Annotated in this window: 26 protein-coding genes and 1 pseudogene; 9 read left to right on the top strand and 18 right to left on the bottom strand. The window is 62.4% G+C overall.

Going from position 1 to position 22,043, the window contains the following annotated elements:
• Nucleotides 1-84: 84 nt before the first annotated feature.
• The 7 genes from C8K66_RS26905 to C8K66_RS26875 all read right to left on the bottom strand — a co-directional run bounded on the left by C8K66_RS26905 (nucleotide 85) and on the right by C8K66_RS26875 (nucleotide 5,364).
• Nucleotides 85-1,035, bottom strand: coding sequence for a FecR domain-containing protein (locus C8K66_RS26905; RefSeq protein ID WP_108526479.1), 951 nt, complete (start codon nucleotides 1,033-1,035; stop codon nucleotides 85-87).
• Nucleotides 1,032-1,553, bottom strand: a complete 522-nt coding sequence (locus C8K66_RS26900) for a sigma-70 family RNA polymerase sigma factor (protein WP_046383803.1) — start codon at nucleotides 1,551-1,553, stop codon at nucleotides 1,032-1,034. The genes C8K66_RS26905 and C8K66_RS26900 overlap by 4 nt, the downstream gene beginning before the upstream one ends.
• Nucleotides 1,554-1,762: 209 nt before the next feature.
• On the bottom strand, nucleotides 1,763-2,188 hold the full coding sequence (locus C8K66_RS26895) for a GNAT family N-acetyltransferase (RefSeq protein ID WP_046383802.1): 426 nt from the start codon (nucleotides 2,186-2,188) through the stop codon (nucleotides 1,763-1,765).
• A gap of 74 nt (nucleotides 2,189-2,262) precedes the next feature.
• Entirely contained in the window at nucleotides 2,263-2,502 is a 240-nt protein-coding gene (locus C8K66_RS26890) for a hypothetical protein (protein WP_046383801.1), read from the bottom strand.
• Between the two features lie 70 nt (nucleotides 2,503-2,572).
• Nucleotides 2,573-3,064: a GNAT family N-acetyltransferase gene (locus tag C8K66_RS26885; RefSeq protein ID WP_102617916.1), complete on the bottom strand. Its 492-nt coding sequence runs from the start codon at nucleotides 3,062-3,064 to the stop codon at nucleotides 2,573-2,575.
• A 302-nt stretch (nucleotides 3,065-3,366) separates the two neighbouring features.
• Nucleotides 3,367-3,660 carry a hypothetical protein gene (locus C8K66_RS26880; protein WP_046383799.1) on the bottom strand — a complete coding sequence of 98 codons (294 nt, stop codon included), beginning with the start codon at nucleotides 3,658-3,660 and terminating at the stop codon, nucleotides 3,367-3,369.
• A gap of 288 nt (nucleotides 3,661-3,948) precedes the next feature.
• Nucleotides 3,949-5,364 carry a cytosine permease gene (locus C8K66_RS26875; RefSeq protein WP_046488423.1) on the bottom strand — a complete coding sequence of 472 codons (1,416 nt, stop codon included), beginning with the start codon at nucleotides 5,362-5,364 and terminating at the stop codon, nucleotides 3,949-3,951.
• A 216-nt stretch (nucleotides 5,365-5,580) separates the two neighbouring features.
• On the opposite strand from C8K66_RS26875, the gene C8K66_RS26870 reads away from it, so the two are divergent.
• Nucleotides 5,581-6,492 carry a LysR substrate-binding domain-containing protein gene (locus C8K66_RS26870; RefSeq protein ID WP_046383797.1) on the top strand — a complete coding sequence of 304 codons (912 nt, stop codon included), beginning with the start codon at nucleotides 5,581-5,583 and terminating at the stop codon, nucleotides 6,490-6,492.
• Nucleotides 6,493-6,575: 83 nt separating this feature from the next.
• Here the strand turns inward: C8K66_RS26870 and C8K66_RS26865 are convergent, their stop codons facing one another.
• The 5 genes from C8K66_RS26865 to C8K66_RS26845 form a co-directional block, all read right to left on the bottom strand.
• Nucleotides 6,576-6,968 carry a hypothetical protein gene (locus tag C8K66_RS26865; RefSeq protein WP_126589010.1) on the bottom strand — a complete coding sequence of 131 codons (393 nt, stop codon included), beginning with the start codon at nucleotides 6,966-6,968 and terminating at the stop codon, nucleotides 6,576-6,578.
• Between the two features lie 133 nt (nucleotides 6,969-7,101).
• Nucleotides 7,102-8,244: an acetylornithine deacetylase gene (argE, locus tag C8K66_RS26860; RefSeq protein ID WP_108526477.1), complete on the bottom strand. Its 1,143-nt coding sequence runs from the start codon at nucleotides 8,242-8,244 to the stop codon at nucleotides 7,102-7,104.
• Nucleotides 8,241-8,918, bottom strand: a complete 678-nt coding sequence (locus C8K66_RS26855; RefSeq protein ID WP_046488416.1) for a DUF1028 domain-containing protein — start codon at nucleotides 8,916-8,918, stop codon at nucleotides 8,241-8,243. The genes argE and C8K66_RS26855 overlap by 4 nt, the downstream gene beginning before the upstream one ends.
• Nucleotides 8,919-8,928: 10 nt before the next feature.
• The gene (locus tag C8K66_RS26850; RefSeq protein WP_046383793.1) at nucleotides 8,929-9,339 is read right to left on the bottom strand and encodes a RidA family protein; all 411 of its coding nucleotides are present in this window, start codon (nucleotides 9,337-9,339) and stop codon (nucleotides 8,929-8,931) included.
• 22 nt (nucleotides 9,340-9,361) lie between these two features.
• Nucleotides 9,362-10,693 (bottom strand): flavin-containing monooxygenase, encoded by a 1,332-nt coding sequence (locus tag C8K66_RS26845; protein ID WP_371928171.1) that lies wholly within the window; start codon nucleotides 10,691-10,693, stop codon nucleotides 9,362-9,364.
• Nucleotides 10,694-10,781: 88 nt separating this feature from the next.
• On the opposite strand from C8K66_RS26845, the pseudogene C8K66_RS31405 reads away from it, so the two are divergent.
• Together C8K66_RS31405 and C8K66_RS26835 are read left to right on the top strand one after the other, a co-directional pair.
• A pseudogene (locus tag C8K66_RS31405) lies at nucleotides 10,782-11,021 on the top strand (GNAT family N-acetyltransferase); the annotation flags it as partial.
• Between the two features lie 18 nt (nucleotides 11,022-11,039).
• Complete coding sequence (locus C8K66_RS26835) at nucleotides 11,040-11,369, top strand: DHCW motif cupin fold protein (RefSeq protein ID WP_046383791.1); 330 nt, start codon at nucleotides 11,040-11,042, stop codon at nucleotides 11,367-11,369.
• Between the two features lie 15 nt (nucleotides 11,370-11,384).
• On the opposite strand, the gene C8K66_RS26830 is transcribed toward C8K66_RS26835, so the two are convergent.
• Entirely contained in the window at nucleotides 11,385-11,852 is a 468-nt protein-coding gene (locus tag C8K66_RS26830; RefSeq protein WP_046383790.1) for a copper chaperone PCu(A)C, read from the bottom strand.
• The gene (locus C8K66_RS26825) at nucleotides 11,852-12,457 is read right to left on the bottom strand and encodes an SCO family protein (protein ID WP_046383789.1); all 606 of its coding nucleotides are present in this window, start codon (nucleotides 12,455-12,457) and stop codon (nucleotides 11,852-11,854) included. Before C8K66_RS26825 ends, C8K66_RS26830 begins: the two co-directional genes overlap by 1 nt.
• 181 nt (nucleotides 12,458-12,638) lie before the next feature.
• On the opposite strand from C8K66_RS26825, the gene C8K66_RS26820 reads away from it, so the two are divergent.
• The 6 genes from C8K66_RS26820 (at nucleotide 12,639) to hemN (ending at nucleotide 18,492) form a co-directional block, all read left to right on the top strand.
• Nucleotides 12,639-13,022 (top strand): DUF2946 domain-containing protein, encoded by a 384-nt coding sequence (locus C8K66_RS26820; protein WP_057004801.1) that lies wholly within the window; start codon nucleotides 12,639-12,641, stop codon nucleotides 13,020-13,022.
• A 62-nt stretch (nucleotides 13,023-13,084) separates the two neighbouring features.
• Nucleotides 13,085-13,630, top strand: a complete 546-nt coding sequence (locus tag C8K66_RS26815) for a putative natural product biosynthesis protein (protein WP_079443602.1) — start codon at nucleotides 13,085-13,087, stop codon at nucleotides 13,628-13,630.
• A gap of 223 nt (nucleotides 13,631-13,853) precedes the next feature.
• Nucleotides 13,854-15,170 carry an OprD family porin gene (locus C8K66_RS26810; RefSeq protein ID WP_108526473.1) on the top strand — a complete coding sequence of 439 codons (1,317 nt, stop codon included), beginning with the start codon at nucleotides 13,854-13,856 and terminating at the stop codon, nucleotides 15,168-15,170.
• 95 nt (nucleotides 15,171-15,265) lie between these two features.
• On the top strand, nucleotides 15,266-15,709 hold the full coding sequence (locus C8K66_RS26805) for a CopD family copper resistance protein (RefSeq protein ID WP_108526471.1): 444 nt from the start codon (nucleotides 15,266-15,268) through the stop codon (nucleotides 15,707-15,709).
• Nucleotides 15,710-15,799: 90 nt separating this feature from the next.
• Complete coding sequence (locus C8K66_RS26800; RefSeq protein WP_046488404.1) at nucleotides 15,800-17,110, top strand: coproporphyrinogen III oxidase; 1,311 nt, start codon at nucleotides 15,800-15,802, stop codon at nucleotides 17,108-17,110.
• A complete protein-coding gene (hemN, locus tag C8K66_RS26795) occupies nucleotides 17,107-18,492 on the top strand; it encodes an oxygen-independent coproporphyrinogen III oxidase (protein WP_046383783.1) in 1,386 nt (461 codons plus the stop codon). The genes C8K66_RS26800 and hemN overlap by 4 nt, the downstream gene beginning before the upstream one ends.
• A gap of 230 nt (nucleotides 18,493-18,722) precedes the next feature.
• Here the strand turns inward: hemN and C8K66_RS26790 are convergent, their stop codons facing one another.
• The 4 genes from C8K66_RS26790 to C8K66_RS26775 are packed head-to-tail and all read right to left on the bottom strand — an operon-like array spanning nucleotide 18,723 to nucleotide 22,042.
• On the bottom strand, nucleotides 18,723-19,505 hold the full coding sequence (locus C8K66_RS26790; protein WP_108526469.1) for a cyclase family protein: 783 nt from the start codon (nucleotides 19,503-19,505) through the stop codon (nucleotides 18,723-18,725).
• Entirely contained in the window at nucleotides 19,492-20,490 is a 999-nt protein-coding gene (locus tag C8K66_RS26785; RefSeq protein WP_046383781.1) for an NAD-dependent epimerase/dehydratase family protein, read from the bottom strand. Before C8K66_RS26785 ends, C8K66_RS26790 begins: the two co-directional genes overlap by 14 nt.
• The gene (locus C8K66_RS26780; RefSeq protein WP_046383780.1) at nucleotides 20,481-21,473 is read right to left on the bottom strand and encodes a fumarylacetoacetate hydrolase family protein; all 993 of its coding nucleotides are present in this window, start codon (nucleotides 21,471-21,473) and stop codon (nucleotides 20,481-20,483) included. Before C8K66_RS26780 ends, C8K66_RS26785 begins: the two co-directional genes overlap by 10 nt.
• Entirely contained in the window at nucleotides 21,470-22,042 is a 573-nt protein-coding gene (locus C8K66_RS26775) for a cupin domain-containing protein (protein ID WP_046383779.1), read from the bottom strand. Before C8K66_RS26775 ends, C8K66_RS26780 begins: the two co-directional genes overlap by 4 nt.
• Nucleotide 22,043: the final 1 nt, after the last annotated feature.

The raw sequence follows: 22,043 nt of genomic DNA, 5'->3' as shown, positions 1-22,043 counted from the left end.
TGGATCAAGTCGATCGGCGAGTTGAAAGCGTCTGCAGGGTTAACCGAACGAGTGTCGAAAAAGGGAACTGGCGGGTGAAGTTTTTTACTGCGGCCCCACGCTGACCCACCACGGCATCGGCCGCTCGACCCGAATCGGCAGCGCGGCTTGCAGCAGGTGCAGGGCCTGGTCGCTGTCCTTGAGCGGGAACGAACCCATCACCGGCAACTGCGCCACGGCCGGGTCGCAGCCCAGGTGGCCGGGGCTATAGCGGTTGAGTTCGGCGATCAACTCGCCGAGCGGCAGGTTGTCCGCCAGCAGCACGCCACGGCTCCAGGCTTCACGGGCCGGGGAGGCGACGCTGGCGGTGTTGAAGTGGTTGCGGGTAAACGTCAGCTGTTGGCCGGTGTCGACAATCCGTGGGTGCGGGTTGAGCGTACTCACCCGCACCCGGCCCTTGAATACCGTGAGCTGGGTATGCTCATCACCTTGCACCACGCTGAAGCGCGTGCCCAGCGCCTGCAGCCGGCCTTGTTCGGTGTCCACCAGGAACGGACGGTTGGGGTCCTTGGCGGTGTCGATCAACACTTCGCCAAAACGCAGGCGCAGCAAGCGTTGCGCGGCATCGAAGCGCACATCCAGCGCGCTCTGTGTGTTCAGCCACACGTGGCTGCCATCGGTCAGCAGCGCGTCGCGGGTCTCGCCGTTGGCGGTCGCATAGTCGGCACTCCAGCCGCTTGCCAGGCGGGGCAGGGGGCTGTGGCGCCAGGTGCCCCAGGCCAGTGTCGAGCCGACACCCAGCACCAGCAGGGTCTTGAGCGTCTGGCGCCGCGAGCTGCGCAAGGCCCGGCTGGCGCCATGGGGTTGCTCCAGCAACGGCGCAAAACGCTGGCTGACGCGCTGCACGTACTGCCAGGCCGCCAGGTGCTCGGGGCTTTGCGCGACCCAGGTTTGCCAGCGCAACTGTTCGAGCGCACCGCCTGGGGCCTGCAGGCGCACGTACCAGTGCGCAGCCTGCTCCAGGCTGGCGTGGCTGAGCTGGCCGGGGCGGCTCATTGCACCAGCATCCCGTCGAGTTCGGCTTCCAGAATCGCGCAGTGCAGCAGGGCCTGGGCCATGTACTTCTTGACCATGCGCTCGCACACGCCAAGCTGTACGGCGATCTGCTTGTAGGGCAGACCGTGCAAGTGCGCGAGTAAAAAGGCCTCGCTGACCTTCTTCGGCAGGCGCGCGAGCATCGTGTCCACTTCGTAGAGGGTTTCGACGATGATCGCCCGTTGCTCCGGCGACGGCTGCTGCGCTTCCGGGCGCTCGGCCAGGGTTTGCAGCCAGGCGCGTTCCAGTTGGCGGCGGCGCCAGTGGTCGATGCACAGGCCACGGGCGATGGTGGCCAGGTAGGAGCGTTGGCCGACGTGATCGGTTTCGGCCAACGGGCGGCCGAGGATGCGGATAAACGTGTCGTGGGCCAGGTCGGCGGCATCCCAGCGGTCGTTCAGGCGCCGCCGCAGCAGGCCGAGCAGCCAGCTGTGGTGGGTGCCATAGAGGTGGGTGAAGGAGGTCGACACACTGTCCATCCAGCGCAAAGGCTTTGGCGTAAATAAGAATTTGTCGCGATTAAACCAAAGCGTCGGGTTGTGCGCAAATGATATTGGTTTGCTTTTGGGAGGCTGTATCGATGGATTGAAGAAATCAGCTCGGGCATCAAGAACCTGGATACCCAGGCCATCATCTATTCACTCGTCGGTACCGGCACGTTGATCTCCAACGAGTGAACGCCTGAATCTCACAGCTGTTTCGACAGAAACACCCGGCTGTTGCCCTCGGGTTCACAGGCGATTTCGCCAAACCGCACCCAGCCGTTCTTCTCATAGAACCCCGGCGCCTGGAAGCTGATGGTGTAGAGCACCGCATTGCGACAACCGCGGCGTCGGGCTTCGTCTTCGAAGGCGCGCAGCAATCGGCTGCCGATACCGGAACCGCGCAGGGTCTCGGGCAAGTGGAAGAGGTCGAGGAAGGCCATGCCGAATGCGCTCCGGCCGGTGATGCCGCCGAGCACCTGCTGGGTGTGCGGGTCTTTGACCAGCACGCTCAGCGGGCGCCGGTCATGGTAGCCGGTGGCTTGTTCGTTGAACGCCGCCAGGCCGTTGCCGAGGATGCGTTCGGCGTCGGGGTTGGGCTGGTCGCTGATTTCAATGAGAGGAGGCTGCATCGCGCTGGGTTCCTTGTGGCCCGTTGTCCGACAAGCGTCTAGACAGTTCTTTATACGATTGAGTGTGGGCGTGATCAGGGTTTTTCGACCAATAAAGCGCGTACCTCCTCTTCCTGCAACTGCTTTTCCCTGGCTTCCTGGCGCGCCTGCTCCTCGGCGCGTTGCTTGGCCTCCCGGCGGAACTGGTCGACGGATAAGTTTCGGAGGTGCTCGATGTCCTGCGCAGTGGCACCGAATGCAACCGGCACCATGGCCATCAACGGGGCTGCGATCAAAGAGGAGGTCAACAAGCGGCTGATACGTGCCCTGGACATCAAAGCAGTCCGAGTCAATTCGTGGTGCCTTGTTGGGCGCTGCAACAGGGATAAGTTCCCAGGGTGGCTATTAAAAGGCCATTACCATCTCGTGCCACGCCATCCCGCCATGATCCGACGCCGACGGCTGCACATAGCGGTAGCCCAGGCGCGTGTACAACGCCACATGGCGGTCCTTGCACATCAAGTGAATCGTCTGCTTGCCCAGCGCGCGCATGCGCTGCACAAACTCGCGCATCAACGCGGTGGAATAGCCCTTGCCCTGGTGCGCCGGGGCGACCACCACCGACATGATCACCACATTCGGCGCCTCGGCCGCATGGCCGACCAACTCCTTGAACGCCTCATCCGACATCACCACCTTGTGGGCGCAGCCGCTGTTGATGAAGCCCACCACCTCGCCATCTGCCTCCAGGATCAAAAAGCCTTGCGGGTATTGCGCAATGCGCGTGGCGATCTTTTCCAGGGTCGCGGCTTCGTCGCCTTCGTAGGCAGTGGTTTCGATGTCGAAGCAATGGGCGGCGTCGCTGGGGAGGGCGTTGCGAAAGGAGAGGGCGGGCATGCGGTTTCCTCGGGGGGTAAGCGAAAGGCCACATGATAGCCGGGTGTCTATAGCGCCGCCATTGTGGCCTCTGGGTCGACCAGGATGTTCGGCCAGCGTGGTTTAACGGGGCCAAGTGACGGGGCTTGGTGACCGTCCAACTGCTGGAGGCCGGACTCGGTCAACGGTGGGAGCTGTCGAGCCCCAGCGAGGCTGCGATGGCGGCGGTACAAACACCATCAAGTCCACTTCACGCGCCAACTTCCAGTTCACCAGAAACCAGAAAACCCGCCAAAGCGGGTTTCCTCAGCACTTACATCACGTCAACTCACCGCAGGCGAATCAAACCCACGCCGCTCCATCACCGTAAACACATCCGCCACATCCTGGACCATGATCCGGGCGGTGTTGGCGACGGTATTGATGTCGTGCTCGGCATAGTCGGACACTTTGGAACAGGCCATCAGGTGCAGGTAGGCGAGCGCGGCATTGAGGCGCTCGCTGGCGCAGGCGTGCAACTCGCTGAGCGGGGCGTCGCTGTCGATCAGCAGGACCGGGTAGTCGGTTGCGGTTTGGGACATGGGGGTGAAGCGGCGGGGCGGATTTTGATTGGTCATGAGGTTCGATTCTATTTGGGTAAAAAGAATCACCACCTTGCTGCTGCGAAACAGATTGGGTGGCAACTGTGCGCGGGTTCGCAGACCAGGAAGAATCACCCCCGGCAGACCCGAAGGTCTCCCACGCACAGCCGCCATAAACGAGGCGCAGACGGACACCGCCTGAGGGTCTGATGACTGTGCAGGTTGATTCTATTGTGTAGGGCTGCGAAACCCTGTCGCCGACCAATGCCAGCGACGGGGCGAACTATAAGGTGCGGTTAATCGAGGCGCAACCGACAGGCTGTTTCAAACTCCACCCACCAGCGTCCCTTCCGCCATCCGCCGCTTATACGCACTGTCCCGACTCGCCAACCAGAAATACAACGGCGACGTCACCACCAACCCCACCACCCACGACAAATCCGCGCCGTTGATGTGCTGCGAAATCGGCCCCACGTACAACGGTGTGTTCATGAACGGAATCTGCACCGCGATCCCCACCGCATAGGCCAGCAGCGCCTGGGGGTTGTAGCGCCCGTAGATCCCGCCGTCCACGCGGAAGATCGATGCAATGTCGTACTTGCCTTTATGGATCGCGTAGAAGTCGATCAGGTTGATCGCCGTCCACGGCACCAGTACCACCAGCAGCACCAGGACCATGTCGACGAAGTGGCCGATAAAGTCTTTCGAGGCAAATACCGCGGCCACCGAACAGGCCGCGAGTACGATGATCGAGATCACGGCGCGGCTTTTCGCGGTGGGGATCCAGCGGTAGGCGAAGGTCTGCACCAGGGTGATGATCGACAGCACCGCGCCGTACAGGTTGAGGGCGTTGTGGCTGATCACGCTGAGCAAGAACAGCACCAGCATCAACGGGCCGATGGCGCCGGTGGCGAGTTTGACCGCGTCCATGGTGTCCATGCCCACCGGGGTGGCGAGCACCGCGACGGCGCCGAAGATGAACGACAGGCTCGAGCCCAGCGCCGAGCCCAGGTAGGTGGTCCAGAAGGTCGACGCGACGGGTACGTCGGCCGGCAGGTAGCGCGAATAGTCGGAGACGTAGGGCGCGAACGCGATCTGCCACAGCGCCGCCAGGGACACGGTGGCCAGCCAGCCGGAGAGGTTGAAGCTGCCGCGGGTCAGAAAGTCGCTGGTCTGTATATGGCTGAAGATGTAGCCGAAACCCAGCACGATCCCCGCGCCCAGTACCCAGGTGCCGATGCGGTTGAGTACGTGGATGAAGCGATAGCCGATGATGCCGATGATCCCGGAACCGATGGCGCCGATCACGATGCCCACCGGCACGGGCACGCTGTCGACCACGCCGTGCAGGGATTTACCGGCCAGCACGATGTTGGAGGCGAAGAAGCCGATGTACATCACCCCGGCGATCACCACCACCAGCAACGCGCCGAGGGAGCCGAATTGTGCGCGGCTCTGGATCATTTGCGGGATGCCCATCTGCGGGCCCTGGGCCGAGTGCAATGCCATCAGCACGCCGCCGACCAGGTGGCCGACGAGGATGGCGACGATGCCCCAGATCAGATTGAGATGGAACAGTTGCACGCCCAGCGCACCCGTGACGATCGGCAACGGCGCGATGTTGCCGCCGAACCACAGGGTGAACAGGTCTCTTACCTTTCCGTGGCGATCTTCCGGGGGCACGTATCCAATCGTGTGTTTTTCGATAAGCGGGGCGCTGGATGTTGCAGTGGTAACCATGACGAACTCCAAGGCAAGGTGAGTACGTTGACGTACTTCGCTGTGCGCCGCTCAGCGGCGCTTTGTTGTTGGAGCGATCATCTGCAATGGGGGCGGGGAGGTAAATTAGTAAGTTTGTTGCTATAGACCTTAAAAAAAGTATCTCGCGTGGCCACGCGCTCCGGTATGTTGCCCGCTTGTGTCCTGGGGCGAAGTCCCACATTTGCGGAGGGCCCGATGGCTGCCTATAACCTGCGCCAGCTCAGATATTTCGTCACCACGGCCGAGTGCGGCAGCGTCGCCGAGGCGTCGCGCAAGCTGTATATCGCGCAACCGTCGGTGTCCACCGCGATCAAGCAACTGGAAGACAGCTTTGGCGTGCAGTTGTTTATCCGCCATCATGCCCAGGGCGTGTCGCTCACCCCCAGCGGCGCGCGCTTTTATCGCAAGGCGCTGGAGCTGCTGCGGGTGGCCCACGAGTTCGAGCAGAATGCCCTGGCCGACAATGACGTGGTGGCGGGGCAGATCGATATCGGCTGCTTCGAAACCGTCGCGCCGCTGTACCTGCCGCGTTTGATCGCCGGTTTCAAGGCGCGCTGGCCGGGGGTGGAAATCCGCATGCGCGATGGCGAGCAGCAGGAGTTGGTGCAGGCGCTGACGGCCGGCAGTATCGACGTGGCGATGCTGTTCGAGCATGACCTGGGCGCGACCATCGAGACCACGCCGTTGATGCCGCCGCAGCAGCCGTATGCGCTGTTGCCGGCCGATCACCGCTTTGCGCAGCAGGCCAAGGTGTCGCTGGCGGACCTGGTGCTGGAGCCGATGATCCTGCTGGATGTACTGCCGAGCCGCACGTACTTCGTGAGCATCTTTGAAGAGCGCGGCTTGACGCCGAACATCGTGTTCAGCTCGCCGTCGATCGAGATGGTGCGGGGCATGGTGGGGCGCGGGTTTGGCTTTTCGATCCTGGTGACCAGGCCGTTTACCGAGTACACCTATGACGGCCAGAAAGTCGTGTGCCTGCCGCTGGCGGAAACCGTCACCGGCTCGGGCTTGTCGGCCGTGTGGTTGCGCCGCGCACCGTTGACCAAGCCGGTGCAGTTGTTCGTCGATTACTGCCGCGAGGAGCTGGCGCGTTTGCTCGCCTGATCGGCGCGCTCAAGCCTGGGCCAACAACGCATCGGCCCGGCTGTCCTGGGTCACGCAGGCGTCAACTCTGATCGGCGCTGGGATTACTCCTCGGGCCCGACATTCCGGATGTTCAGTTGCTTCAACCGTGCGTCGAGTTGTGTGCCGAAGTTGTTGACCGCCTTCAAGTGCCCCGGGCTGTAAGTGTCATCCGGACGGTCCGGGCGGAAGTGGACGGACAGCGGCACCACGTTGCCCGGCGGGTTCAAGTTGTTATCGAGGTAGGGCCTGCCGTGGCTCGGGTTCAGATCCTTGATGCCGTTAGCTTCTGCCACGTCAAAAAAGGCATCTAGCGTGCGGTATGCATCCTCTTCTCTTACGGCCATGCGTATGCTTTCCCTGTCAGGTACACCCGCTTCGGGGCGCTGACGCAACTCTTCAGGCGGCGCAGCGTTGAGCGGGTTGTTCAACGGCGAGTGCGGTGGAATTCCTATCATGGTCAATACTCAAAGGCTGTTGAAGTGAAAACGGCTATTAGCCGTTTTCCTATGTGGGCCGCCTTCAAGTACGGTTCCATCAGCTGCGGGTAGCGATTGATGCAGGGTATGTCGCCGGCACAGCCGAGGGCTGTCAACGCAGCGCGTTCAGCATGCTGTGCAACATCTGATCGCACTGTGCCAACTGCGCCACACTCACAAACTCGTCCGGCTTATGCCCCTGGTCCATGCTGCCGGGCCCGCACACCACCGTGGGAATGCCCACCGCGTCGAACAACCCGCCCTCGGTGCCGAACGCTACCGTGCCGAACGCCCGCGAGCCACAAAATGCCGCGATCAACTCGGCCGCCTCGCTCTGCTGATCGGTCATCAGCCCCGGATACGCCGACAGCTGGGTAAAGCGAATCGCACTCTGCGCGCTCACCGCCTGCATGCGCGGCAATACCTGCTGCTCGGCGTAGGCGCGCAATTCATCCGCCACCGCTTGTGGGGCCTGGCCCGGCAGCGCGCGGACCTCAAAATCAAACCGGCAGTCGGCGGGCACGATGTTCAGCGCCTTGCCCCCGCCAATCACCCCGGTTTGCACCGTACTGAACGGCGGATCAAAGCGCGCATCCTGCTTATCGCGCAGCCGTTGGCCGATGCGTCCCAGTTCGCCGATCAATTCGGCGGCATGCTCGATCGCATTCACGCCATGGGGCGCATACGCCGAATGACAGGCCGCGCCATGCACATCGCAGCGCATCGCCAGCTTGCCTTTATGGCCGAGCACCGGTTTGAGTTCGGTCGGTTCACCGATGATGCACAGCATCGGCTTCACCGGCCGCTGCGCCAGCACGCTGAGCAACGAGCGCACGCCCAGGCAACCGACTTCCTCGTCGTAGGAGAGGGCGATATGCACCGGCCGGCGCAACGTCGCCGCGACCAGCGCCGGCACCAGGGCCAGCACACAGGCGATGTAGCCCTTCATGTCCGCCGTGCCCCGGCCGAACAGCCGGCCGTCGCGTTCGGTCAGTTCAAACGGCGGCATGCTCCACGGCTGCCCATCCACCGGTACGACATCGGTATGCCCGGACAGCACAATCCCGGGCACCTCCACCGGGCCGATGCTGGCAAACAGGTTGGCCTTGGTGCGGGCCTCGTTGTAGATCAGTTCGCTGGCCACGCCGTGACTCGCCAGGTAATCGCGCACAAAGGCGATCAACTGCAGGTTGGACTCGCGGCTGGTGGTATCGAACCCCACCAGCGTCTGCAGCAATGCGCGGCTGCGGCTCATCGCTCGTCCCCGGCGACGCCATAGCCGGGCGCGTGGTCGGGGGCCAGGGCGCGGTCGATGTAGGCCTGCACTTGTGGGCGATAGGCATCCCACAGCGTGTGCAGTTGGCCGATCGGGTTGGCGTCGGCCCAATCCACCCGCAGGTCGATGATCGGCCAGGTCAGCTCGCCCACCACCTGCAACGCGGCCGAATGCACCGGGCCGGCTTCGCCACCGGCGGCGATGGCGGCATGCATCGCGGCCAAGAGTCGCTCGGCCAGTTGGCCTTCGCCTTGCTCGAAGGCCTGGACCATCGCCTCGATCACTGCGCGGTCGGCGAGCATATTGCCGGCCGCGACGCACTGTTCGCCCGACACCGCGTGGTGCTTGCCGAGGGTTTGGCTGCCGCTGAAATGCACGCTGCGGCCCAGGTGATCGATCGCGGTCAGTTGGCGGTATTGGCTGTAGCCGTTGCGGGTCAGCGCCTGGTCGATTGCGGCGGCGGGGGCCAGGCCTTGTTGCAGCAGGTCGAGCACGTCCGGGCCGAGGGCCGGCAGCGTGATGTTCTGGGTCGCGACTGCACCGACACCCGGCCGCAGCCAGGGGCAGCGTGCGCCGACGGCGATGCTCGAAGAGCTGATGGCGATGCCCAGTTGGCCGGTGTCGGCGCAACGGCCGACGATTGAAAAGGTCATGTACGGCTCCTTACTCGGGAATCACGGCGATCACATCGATTTCCATCAGCCACTGCGGCTGGCCCAGGGCCGATACCACCAGCCCGGTGGAAATCGGGAACACGCCCTTGAGCCATTTGCCGACTTCCTGGTACACCGGCTCGCGGTAGCGCGGGTCGATCAGGTAGGTGGTGGTCTTGACGATATGGCTGAGGTCGCTGCCGGCTTCTTCCAGCAGTTGCTTGACGTTGCGCATGGCCTGCTCGGCCTGGGCACGCGGGTCGCCGAGGCCCACCAGGTTGCCGTCGAAATCGCTGCCGACCTGGCCGCGCACATACACGGTGTTGCCGGCGCGCACGGCCTGGCACAGGTCATTGTCCAGGCTCTGGTTGGGGTAGGTTTGTTTAGTGTTGAACATGCGGATGCGCGTGTGGGTAGGCATCAAAAAACTCCGGGAAAAATGATCAGGCGCTGACAGGGGACGGGCGCACGAGCGGGGCCGCGACGCGATATTCGAGGTACTGACGCTGGGTGGCGATATGGTCGGCGAGGTATTTGGCGTCATGCCACACGCCCCAGATAAACGACGAGCCACGGCGCGACTGCCAGGGCAAACCGAGGAAGTAGATGCCGGCCTCGCTGGACACGCCGCGCTGGTGCTGCGGCTTGCCGGCGGCGTCGAACGCATCGACCTTCAGCCAGCGGTAATCCACGGTAAAGCCGGTGGCCCAGATGATCGAGGTGATGCCGGCGCGGGCCAGGTCCAGTTGCAGGATCGGCTGTTTCACGCACTCGGCATCGGCGAAGACGCGCCGGGCTTCGGGCTCCACGGGCAGGTCGAGGCCGTTGCGTTCGATATACGCATCCGCCGCGTCCAGCAGGGCCAGGTAGTTTTCGTCGCCGCGTGCGAGGTTCTCCAGCAGGGTGGGTTGGAAGGTGGCCACGCCGCCATGGAAAGACTCGGTGGGCCCGACCAGGGTCATGCCGCGCAGGGCCAACTCGCGGAAGTCGATGGTCTTGCCGCCGTGGGCGCCGCTCACGGCAATGGTCACGTGTTCGCGGCCGGGCTTGATCGCGGCCTGGTCCCATTCGCCCAGCACACCGAGCCACCAGCAGAAATCACGCTGGCGATAGGCACGCGGCGGGCGGTCGTGGGCGCCGACCGACAGGTACACCTGACGGCCGCTGCGCTGCAGTTCATCGGCGATCTGCACCCCCGACGAGCCGGCACCCACCACCAGCACCGCGCCTTGGGGCAGTTGGCCGGGGTTGCGATAGTCGGCGGAATGGATCTGATGCAGCGCTGTGTCTGTCGGCGCGATCGCCGGGATCACCGGCGTCTGGAACGGCCCGGTCGCCGCCACCACGCGGTTGGCTTCGATCACGCCGTCGCTGGTGTGTACGGTAAAACCGGGGCGGCCGACATTGCGCAGCACCGAGGTGACTTCCACGCCGGTGCGGATCGGCGCATTGAACTGGCGTGCATAGGCTTCGAAGTAATCCGCCACGCGCTCTTTCGGCGCGAAGGCATCCGGGGCGAGCCCTTCGAAGGCGAGGCCGGGAAAGCGGTCGTGCCAGGCCGGCCCGTTGGCCACCAACGAATCCCAGCGGCTGCTGCGCCAGCGCTCGGCGATCCGGCTGCGTTCCAGCACCAGGTGCGGCACGCCGTGCTTGCTCAAATGCTCGCTCATGGCCACGCCGGCCTGGCCGGCGCCTACCACCAGGGTGTCTGTTTGGGTGATTGCTTGCGTCATGTGTCTGTCCTTGCGTAATGCAGTTGGATTCAGCTTGGGCATGACTTCAAGGTAGGGGGCGGGCGGTTTTTAATAAAATATTATTAAGCTGGGAAGTGAGCATAAATATCGGATGCAAAGGGCCTCGGCAGGCGATGGCAAGGCGATGCTGGATCACCTCGAAGCGCTGGCGAGGACGCTCAGGATCGAGGAGTTGGTGCTGGATGCGAGGTTGAATGCGGCCACCCGTTACCGGCGGTGCGGGTAGGTGGGGCACGATGAGGCGATTCACCACTCGCCGTCGGGGTTGCAGTGGGCGTGTATCCCAAAAAAGCCGGCGATCTGTGTCTGTCGCGCAGCACTCCAGGTGGTTAGGGTCGGTTCACGTTAACTGACGACCGAGCCCACCATGGAACTCACTGCTGTCCCGTTTGGCATCACCGACTGGTCCACCCTCGAACCCGAGCTTCATCCAGGCATCACCGGCAGTGCCTGGTGGCGCACTGGCCACTTCGGCACCACCCGTGTACGCATGGTCGAATACACCCCCGGCTACCTGGCCGATCACTGGTGCTGGCGTGGGCATGTGCTGCTGTGCCTCGAAGGCGAGCTGCACACGGAACTGGAAGATGGCCGCCAATTCACGCTGACGGCCGGGATGAGTTATCAGGTGGGAAACAACATGGAAGGGCATCGCTCCTCGACGCGGGTTGGCGCCAAGCTGTTCATCGTGGATTGAACCGGCGCCAGCCCATCAATGCATCTTGCCAGGGGCCATGCCATCCAACCCACGGGCAGCGGCCTTGACCTCGACGGTCTGCCGCTCGCCCTTGGCGTTTTCCACGGTCAAGGTCAGCGGCACCTGGTCGCCTTCCTTGATCTGCCCGGTCAGGCCCATCAGCATCACGTGATAACCGTCCGGGTCGAGCTTGACCGGGGTGCCTGCGGGCAGGGTGATCGAGTCCACCGGGCCCATTCGCATCACGTCGTCCTTCATGCTCATTTCATGGATCTGCACGTCCTTGGCCACCGGCGAGGCGACGCGCAGCAGTTTGCTGTCGCTGTCGGCCGTCACGGTCATGAACGCGCCACTGGATGGCTGGCCCGGCACCGTGGCGCGCACCCACGCGTCGCTGACCTGGACCTGGGCGCTGGCGTGCGCGGCGAGGCCCAGCAGGGACAGGCCGATCAGGGTGCGCTTGAGGTGTTGAACGGCAGTCATTAGCAGACCTCCATGACGGTGAGCAGGTCTTCTGCACACTCTTTAGCGTTAAGGGATGCCGACAGGCCCAGGCGCAGGTTGCCGCGGGTGTCGAACACGAAACTGGTGGCGGTGTGGGACAGGGTGTAGGTGTCGCCGGCGGGGACCTTTTCATAAAAGATCCCGAATTCCTTGGCGGCCACGGCGATCTCTTCCGGGGTGCCGTACAGCGCTTCGAAGCTGGGGTCGAAGGCTTTGACGTAGCGGTCGAGGATCTCTGGCGTGTCGCGCTCGGGGTCGAGGGTGATAAAGATCACCTGCATGATCTCGCCGTCGCGGCCCATCAGTTTCTTGGCCTGGGCGGCGCGGGCGAGGGTGGTCGGGCACACGGCCGGGCACTGGGTGAAGCCGAAAAACACCACCGGCATCAGGCCACGGTACGAACTCAAGGTGACGGTTTCACCCTGGGTATTCTTGAGCTTGAAGGTGCGGCCCATGATCTTGTCGCTCAAGTCCTTGCCGTACTTGAAATTCAACTTGGGGCTGTTGTCACAACCGGCCAGCAGGCCCAGACCCAACAGGCCCATGCCGGTCAGGACCTTGCGGCGGGTGAATAACGTACTCATCAACTGTGCATCCTGTGAAGCGCCTGCCTTGCTCTGGATCTATACGCCAGGCGTTGAAAAGGAGTAAACGCGGAGGGCGCCAAGTCTACCAACCCTGGCCGATGCGCGTAATCTGCGACGTTCTGCCACAGGGGCGCGCCGCGCTTCATCCCTGCGGGGCTTCGATGGTAGAGTCGCCGCCATGAAACTGCGCCGCTCGGACCGTTCGCTGATCGCCTGGACCCTGTACTTCTGTGTCCTGCTGAACCTGTTCGTGTGCGGTTTGGGCCATGGCCAGATGCTCGGCCAGCAGCTCAATGGTGTCGGTGGCGCGTTCTGTTCGGTGGACAGCAACCAGGCGCCACTTTCCGACAAAGGGTTGGGTAGCCCGGCTTCCAGCGATATCTCGAACTACTTTGCCTGCCCGCTGTGCGCTGCCGCGAGCGTGGCCATCGTGTTCCTGATCGGCCTGGCTTGGCTGCTGGGCCTCGGCCAGACCCCACGACCGGCCCATGAACGGCGCAACAAGGCGCCGCCGCGTTATTCCTGGCCCTCGGCCAACCCCCGCGCATCCCCCGCATTCTGACGTGTGCCTTGGGCTTCCTGTGATCAGGAGGCGTTTTATCGTCACGACTGTGAGTGCGTTTTATGAAGCCTCTATTGCCTGCCGGCGCCAGCCGCCTGGTCAGCAAGGCGGCGCGCCGCCTGCACACGGAGCCGGCGCGGCCGGAATACCCGAGCAATTCGCGTAGTTTCGTGCATCTGGATGCGCGCCTGTTGCCCTATTGGCACACCTTGTTCGACATCTGCCCGGCGCTGCTCAAGCTCGACCCGCCCGAGGGCTTGAACCTGTTTCGCAGCTTCATGACCTGGGCCTACCACAACCAGCTGGCGCAGGACTGGACCTGGCACCTGAACATCGGCCGTTGGCTGCTGGTCTCGCCGTACCGCGCGCAGATCGACGATGAACCGATCGACGCGTTCATGGCCGCGGCGGCGGCGCGGTGGGTCGATACCGATGACAGCCAGGCCCAGGGTGTGGTCCTGGCCTGGCAGGGTTCGGAAGTCTTCGATTGGAAGGGCAGCGCGTTTGCGCTTGATGAACAGCCGCCGTTGCCGCCTCCCGCCTGGGACTTCGCCTGGTGCCCGTTGACCCGGCGTGGCGGTTTCAGCGCTTGGTTGCCGGTGCCGTGAAGTGCCCGCCGCCGGCACCCCGTGAAGGCTTGCACGCCCCGGCGAGGCTCGCGGGCTCCGGCGATTGTTACAAAAAGTGAAAAACTGAATGACGGTTTTAGCGACTATTTCCCGGCCGCCCAACGCTATACCGTGCGCGCACCCGTTAGATGCAGCACCACCCGACTGACAAAGAACAGGGTTGGGCTGTGACGGGTCGCCTCAATTACTTTCAGGAGCCTTCATGAACCACAAGACTTGCATGGCGCTCGCCGTCTCCCTGGGCGCCGCGCAGCAGGTGGCTGCGTCGGGTTTTATCGACGACAGCAAAGCCACCCTCGACCTGCGCAATTTCTACTACAACCAGGACACCCGTAACGCCAAAGCCCCTACGGATAAGGAGTGGGGCCAGGCGTTCATGTTCAACTACCAGTCCGGTTTTACCGAGGGTCTGGTTGGTTTTGGCCTGGACCTGCAAGCCATGTACGGCCTGCGCCTGGACGCCTCGGGGCGCGCGGGCAAGGCTGGTGAAGACAACACCCCCGGCAGTGTTTTCCCGTTGTCCGATGGCAAGGCCGCCAACGACTTCAGCAAGACCGGCGCCACCGGCAAGATGCGTATCTCCCAGACCCAGCTCAAAGCCGGCACGCTGATGCCCAAGCTGCCCGTGCTGACGACTGAAGACGGCCGGCTGTTGCCGCAGACGTTCCGTGGCTATCAAGTGGACTCCAAGGACCTGCAGGGCTTCAACCTGATCGCCGGTAAAATCGAGCAGGTACTGGACCGTAACTCCAGTAACGGCCAGGGCATGTCCATTGCCGGTGCGAATGATCCGGTCAAGGGCAAGTCCAGCAACCAGTTCTACTACGGTGGGGTGGATTACGCCGTCAGCAAGCAACTGCAACTGCAGTACTACTACGCCAACCTGGAGAATTTTTACCAGCAGCACTTCTTGGGCCTGATCCACAACTGGCAGTTGCCGGTGGGGCAGTTCAAGACTGACCTGCGCTATTTCTACAGCACTGCCGACGGCAAGAACGCCAGCGCCGCCGGGCGTGGCGAAGGCTATGTCAGCTCGGGGTATTACGGCGCGGGCGTCAACGCCGGCAAGGTCGACAACCGTCTGTGGAGTGCGCTGTTCACCTACGGCCTGTACGGGCATTCGCTGAGCCTCGGTTATCAGAAGACCACCGGTGAAAGTGACTTTCCGCATATCAACCAGGGGCAGGGCCGTTCGCTGTACCTGATCACCAACTCCCAGTCGCTGAAGTTCGTCAATGCCGGGGAACAGGCCACGGTAGGCAGCTACGCCTACGACTTCAGCAGCCTTGGCCTTCCGGGCCTGCGCTCGAGCGTGACCTACATCCGCGGCAGCCACATCCAGACGGCAGGTCGCGACAACAGCGAGTGGGAGCGCGACCTGCGTGTCGATTACGTGATCCCCTCGGGCACGTTCAAGGGCCTGGGCCTGACCTGGCGCGGTGCGGTGTGGCGCGGTAACGACTCGGCCGACAAGGACGAGACGCGACTGATCGTCAGCTACAGCATCCCACTGCTGTAAGCCGCACTCTCGCAACGCTTGATCGGTATCAAGGCCTCGCGTTGCGCCAGGCCGCACACTGAAGTCCCAACGGCCGGTCCCCTTGAGAGGCCACCATGCTTTACCCCGTGTTTTTAGTGGCCCACCTGTTCGCCGCGCTGATCTTCATCGGCACGGTGTTTTTCGAGGTGCTGATCCTGGGGCACCTGCACCGGCAATTGCCGGCGCGGGTGATGGTGTTGGTGGAGCAGGGCGTCGGCCAGCGTGCCCGGGTATTGATGCCGTGGGTGTTGCTGGTGCTGTTCGGCGCAGGCCTGGGCATGGTCTGGCTGCGTTACCTGCCGGTGCTGGCTGCGCCGACGGCCTCGGCTTTCGGCACCTTGCTGACCCTCAAGCTGATCCTGGCGGCCAGCGTGCTCTTGCATTTTCTGCTGACCATGGCGCGCATGCGCTGGGGCTCGGTGAGTGCGCGTTATGTCCGCTGGGTGCATCTGAGCTTGTTCGCGCACATGGTCGCCATTGTGCTGCTGGCCAAGGGCATGTTTTACCTGAACTGGTAGACGGGCGGGGCTGCGACCTTGATGCACATCAAGGCGTGTGACCCAAGCGCACCGGACAATGCACCACCGCCGCCCGAACCGGAGTCCGTCATGCGTACCCTTCTTCATCCCGCTCGCTTTCGTCACGATCAAGGCGTGTTGGACTTGGCTTGCCAAACGGACACCCGTCGCTTCCATGCCGGTGTCGGCTCCCTTGACCTGTTGCGCGCCTTGCGCAACAGCCGCCAGTGCCAGCGGCCCCTGGCATTGAACCTGCACTGGCCGGCGGGCGACGTTGGCGCTGAGTATTTGCACAGCCTCACCCAGGAAATCCAACTGATCGGCTGCCAACTCGGCGGCCGCCAGCCGGTCGATCACTTTCACCTGCGCGGCACCACACCGGCGTTCGCCCAGGTGCAGCAGTTGATGGCGCAGTTGCACGAGCGCTTCAATTTTCTTGACCACGACCGGGGTGACTACTGCGTCGACCTCGACCCCGGGCACACGGACTGGGCCACCATGGGCCTGCTGCGCGAACAAGGCTTCAACCATGCAAGCATCGGCGTGCCGGACGCCAACCGCGAGGGGCCGCTGTGCCAGGCGCGGTATCAGGACCCGGCGCCGATCGAATCGCTGGTGGATGCGGCCCGCACCTTCGGGTTTCGCTCGGTGAACATCGACCTCGGCTACGGCCATGCCTGGCAGACCCCGGCCAGTATCGAGCTGAAACTGGCCAGCCTGATCGCCCTGGAGCCGGATCGCTTGCAGGTATTCGATTACGCCCATGCGCCTGTGCGCTATCAATCCCAACAACCCCAGGCGTTCAGCAGCGAGGCGGATAAGAGCGCGATGCGCCGTATTTGCTTCCAGCTCCTGGCCGCGGCGGGCTATCACTACATCGGCCTGGGGCAGTTCGCCCGGGCCGACGACGACCTCAAGCAAGCCCAGGAACGCGGGCGCCTGAGCCGTAACTGCGAAGGCTTCACCCTGCACGGTTACTGCGACCACATCGGTTTCGGCGTGGGCGCCATCAGCCAGATCGACACGTTGTGCGCGCAGAACACGGCCGATGCCCGCGAGTACCGTGAGCAATTGGGCAATGGTCAGCTCGCCACATGCCGGGGCTGGTTCCGCGAAACCTCTGACCCGGTGCGCCTGCACGTGGCCGAGCGCCTGGCCTGTGACCTGGAGCTGGATGTGCAGGCGGTGGAACGGCGCTACGGCCTGGTGTTCGCACGCTATTTCGCCTACCTCTGGCCGTTGCTGGAAGCGCTGCACCGCGACGGTCTGATCGAGCTGTCCCCGACGTTCATCTGGTTGCTGCCCGCCGGCCTGCCACAGGTGGACGGTATTTGCGCATTGTTTGAACGTGCCGTGCTCGCCACCCCGGTCAGCGCCAACGACGAGGTGATCGACACATGAGTGCTTTTGAATTCGACCGTGCCCTGGTCCACAAATACGACCGACCGGGGCCACGCTATACCTCGTACCCGACCGCGCCGCAGTTCAACAGCGCCTTTGCCCTGGATGACTATCACCAGGCGGTCCGCGCCAGCCATGAGGTGGCCGCGCCCAAGGCGTTGTCGGTGTACATCCACATCCCGTTTTGCCAGAGCCTTTGCTATTACTGCGGTTGCCACAAGATCATCACCCGCAAGACCCATCGGGCCGTGGAGTACCTGGCGTATCTCAAGCGTGAGATCCAGATGCAGGCGGCGCTGTTCGAGCGTTCCCGGCGCCTGACCCAGTTGCATCTGGGCGGCGGTACGCCGACCTATCTGGACGACGCGCAACTGGCCGAGCTGATGGCCTGCCTGGCCGAACACTTCACCCTGGATGACAGCGACGCCCATGAGTTCTCCATCGAGGTCGACCCGCGCACCATCAGCGTTGAGCGGATCAACACGCTGCGCGGCCTGGGCTTCAATCGCCTGAGCTTCGGCGTGCAGGACTTCGACCCCGACGTGCAGGCGGCGGTCAATCGCGTGCAAAGCGAAGCGCAGATCCTGCAACTGGTGGCCGCGGCGCGTGAGGCGCGCTTCAAGTCGGTGAGCGTCGACTTGATCTATGGCCTGCCGCTGCAAACCGTGGACAGCTTCGACGTGACCTTGAGCAAGCTGATCGCCCTGCGCCCTGATCGGGTGGCGGCTTACAGCTACGCGCACCTGCCGAGCCAGATCCGCGCCCAGCGCATGATCCGCCCCGAAGACATGCCGCCGCCGGCGCGCAAGCTGGAACTGCTGGAACTGACCATCCGCCGCCTGACCGAGGCCGGTTACGTCTACATCGGCATGGACCACTTCGCCTTGCCCGACGACGAGCTGGCGCTGGCCCGTGCCAACGGTACCTTGCAGCGCAACTTCCAGGGCTATTCGACCCATGCCGACTGCGACCTGATCGGCCTCGGCGTGTCGGCCATCGGCAAAGTCGGTGACAGCTACAGCCAGAGCGTCAAGGAACTGTCCCAGTACTACGCCCGACTCGACGCGGGGATGCTGCCGGTGCAGCGCGGCTATCGGCTCAACCCGGATGACGTACTGCGCCGCGAGGTGATCAATGGCCTGATGTGTGATGGTCGAGTCGACTTCCCACAGATCGAGGCCACCCATGGCGTGCGCTTCAACGACTATTTCGCCGAGGCACTGCTGCAATTGGACGAGCAGGTGGCGGACGGGTTATTGCTGATCCAGGCCGATGCGCTGCAACTGTTGCCCAAGGGCCAACTGATGGTGCGCAGCGTGGCGATGGCCTTTGACGCCTACCTGGGCGGCGCGCACAAAGGCCAGTTTTCCCGCACGGTTTAAGCGAAGAGGCCTGTATCCGCTGTGGGAGCTGTTGATCGCCATGTCCGCCCGCAGCGCGGTCTCCTTGTGGGCGCTGTCGAGCTTCCGCGAGGCTGCGATAGCGGACGGTCAGGCAGCAAAAGTGTCAGCAGGACCGGCCCCGTCGCAGCCTTGGATACTGGACTGCCCCCAGCATCGTAGACGTCTCCAGCCTATCCCTACCAAGCCGGTTTATATTTGTGTTAGCTACGTCATTCAAATAAAGCTACGGCGCGGACAAAACCTGCAGAAGCGTGCCGGATTTTGTAGGGGAAGCACGAAATCCAGAACCCAGATGCTGGAAGCAAATCCAGGTTGGCCAGTTTTTCCATTTGGCCGTAGCCGATGTCACGCCCGGCTTTATGCCCTTCCCAAATGATCGAGGCGTCACCTGATTTAGCGAATCTTTCTCTGGTGTACTTGAAGGGGGCATCCCAACTCCAAGCGTCAGTTCCCACCACTCGCACCCCTCGCTCCAGTAGATATAACGTCGCGTCACGCCCCATTCCGACGCCTGCATCGAGGTAGCCCGGCTGCCCAAATAGACTTCCGGCACGAGTGTTTATTACAACGATTTCCAAGGGCTTCAGATCGTGATTGATTCGGCGCAACTCAGCTTCCAAGTCCGTGACGGTCACGACGTGTCCATCGGGCAGGTGCCGAAAGTCGAGCTTCACGCCAGGCTGTAGGCACCATTCCAGCGGCAACTCATCAATACCAAATGCCGGCTTTCCACCATCCGTTGTGGATGCATAGTGCCAAGGTGCATCCATGTGAGTACCACTATGTGTAGTGATACTGAGCCGCTCAGCCGCCCATGACTCATTGCCAGGCAAGTCTTCTTTGCGCAGACCGGGGAACATGGCTGCCATTTCGGGCCAACCTTCCTGGTGATCCATGTAGTCGATCTTAGGGAGCAGAGGCGGGGGATCTGTATAGGGGTTGTTGTCCAGACAGACCGACAAATCGAGCATGCGACATTTATTGAGGTTCATGGACGACGGCTCCTGCTTTGGATTTTGTCGGTAGGGTGAGACTGGGAGCGTTTTTCAACGCATTGCGCAGCAGTGCAGCAACGGAGCCGTCATGACGAAACCCCATTGCGCGAGCTCGCGGGGTTCGAAGTGGTGGCTGGCGCCCGAACAAGACCTCTAGTTGAGGGTCGGGTTTGAATTTGATTTTTTCGCCATTAGCTTTGCCGAAGCGACCTGCGAGAGCATCGAGTACTTGGGCTATGGACAGTTGCAATACCGGCAACTGCCAGAGTCGATCCTCCGCCAGGTTTGTGATTTCTGCGGCATGTAGCAGGTTCTCCACGCAACAACGAGCCGACATCCACCATGCCGCTGCATGCGGTGAAACCGGGCAGTCATACGGCTCACCTGCAGCGTACGCATGCAAGAGGTCGCTCATGAAAGCGGACTTCAATCCGTTTGGTTCGGTTGGGCGAGCGACAATCCCGGGAAGTCGTAGCACACGTCCATCGACTTCGCCCCGACGAGCCAAGTCCTCAATGGCAATCTCGATCATGCGCTTGTGTGCTGCGTAGGAAAGCTGAGGGTGCGCAGCCTGCGTTTCATCCATTCTCGAAGGGAGTTCACCTCCGTATACGGCAACACTGCTTGCATAGACCAACACGGGGGGGCAGTCGTGGTTGCGCAATTGATGCAAGAGCTCCAGGCTGGCTTGTAAATTGACCTGGTAGCCCAACTCGTAATTCATCTCTGCAGCGCCGCCAGGGATGCTAACGAGGTGAAAAACCACATCGATGCCGTCAGCCAACACCCGCCGCAGCAGTGCCGGATCGGTAATGCTGCCGGAATGGCGGCGCAGGCGACTGTCTGCTGGCAGGTCATCCAGATGTTGGTCAAGCAGCAGAAGCGCTTCGATCTTTCGCCCGCGAATCTCACCCAGCTTCAGCAGGTGGGTGACCAGTTCGCGACCAACGAACCCATTGGCACCACTGACCATCACGCGCATGTCCAGCCTCCCTGCACCACACGCTGATCGATTGCGCCAAATAGCACATCATCATTGGGCCCTCTGACCTCCATTCGTATCCTGTCACCGAAGTGCATGAAGCCGGTGCGAGGTGCACCTTCAGCGATGGTCTCGATGGCTCGGCGCTCCGAAATGCAGGCAGACCCAACAGACCGGTCGGCATTTGAAACTGTGCCTGAGCCGATCAACGTACCGGCACTCAGTTTGCGCGTCAGCGCAGCGTGTGCAATTAACTGGTGGAAGCCAAAGTGCATGGCTCCTCCGTGCGGGTGACCAAACCACTCGCCATTCCACTCGACCTTCAACGGGAGATGTATACGGCCGTTAACCCACGCATCGCCCAGTTCGTCTGGGGTCACTGCTACAGGGGCGAAACTGGTAGTGGGCTTAGCTTGGAGGAAACCAAAGCCAGTCTTCATCTCTCGCGGTGCCAAGGCGCGAAGGCTAACGTCGTTTAACTGCAGTACCAGGCGAATATGTTTTAGTGCCTGCTCAGCAGGACAACCCATGGGGACGTCGTCTAGCAGTACAGCGAACTCGCCTTCGAAATCGATGCCATGAGCCTCGCTGGGCAAGGGTATTTCTGCGCGCGGGCCAAGAAAGTCGTCGCCGGCACCCTGGTAGATCAGGGGGATACGTTCGATGTTCTCGATGGGCTCCAGGTTGAAAGCTTTCTGCATCAATTCGCCATGGCTGAGGAAGCAGGAACCGTCCAGCCACTGCCATGCGCGCGGCAGTGGGGCCATCAACTGTTCAACGGCAAGCTCAAAGCTTCCAGCGACCTCACCGAGGTTCAAACTACGATAAAGAGTGTCCAGATCCGATTGCACGTTACCCCAGCTATCCAACGCAGCCTGCATTGTGGCGACAATCCCGCTGGCGTCTACAGCATGCTGTAGATCGCGCGAGACCACGAGCAGGCGTCCGTCCCGGGTACCGTCATTGAGTGTGGCAAGCTTCATGGCAGGAGCTCCTGCAGATCTGGAGCATAACGACCGTCCAGGAGGATGAAGACCATCCTCGCCATTTGCTCTGTGCGGTTGCTCCAAGCGTGGTTGGTGCCTCGCTGTACCACGATGTCGCCTTTTTTGAGGTGAACCTCTTCCCCGTCAAGCACTAACCAGATCTCACCTTCCGTGACGACTCCATAATCCAGTGTCTCGGTGCGGTGCATAAGTTTGTGTTTAGAGTCGGTCTTTCCAGTACCTGCATGGCTTTGGCCAATCTCTGCGAACGCAGCAGCTGCATCCTCTGCGCTGACCTGGTTCTGGATGCTGTCCGGCGGAATATCCACCACTCGAATCACGCTACCCAGCGGCCCAGGGCTAAGTTGCAGCGGCTGGGCAGTAGGGTCATCAGCGTTGTCCAGCGGGGCAGGGGTGGTTGCGCTGTTCCATACTTCGTAGAAGACGGTGCCTGGAATCGCTTTGAGCGGGAAGTTGTTCGGTGTAGCGCCGCAGCTAGCGACGACGGCATGCCCCTTGGCATCGTGACCCGTAACAATGCGTTTAAAATCTGGAAGTTTTTGCATA

The sequence above is a fragment of the Pseudomonas sp. GV105 genome (assembly GCF_003058185.1).
GTDB classification, from domain to species: domain Bacteria; phylum Pseudomonadota; class Gammaproteobacteria; order Pseudomonadales; family Pseudomonadaceae; genus Aquipseudomonas; species Aquipseudomonas veronii.
Note: the sequence above shows the minus strand (reverse complement) of the source record. Positions and strands in the feature narration are given on the sequence as shown.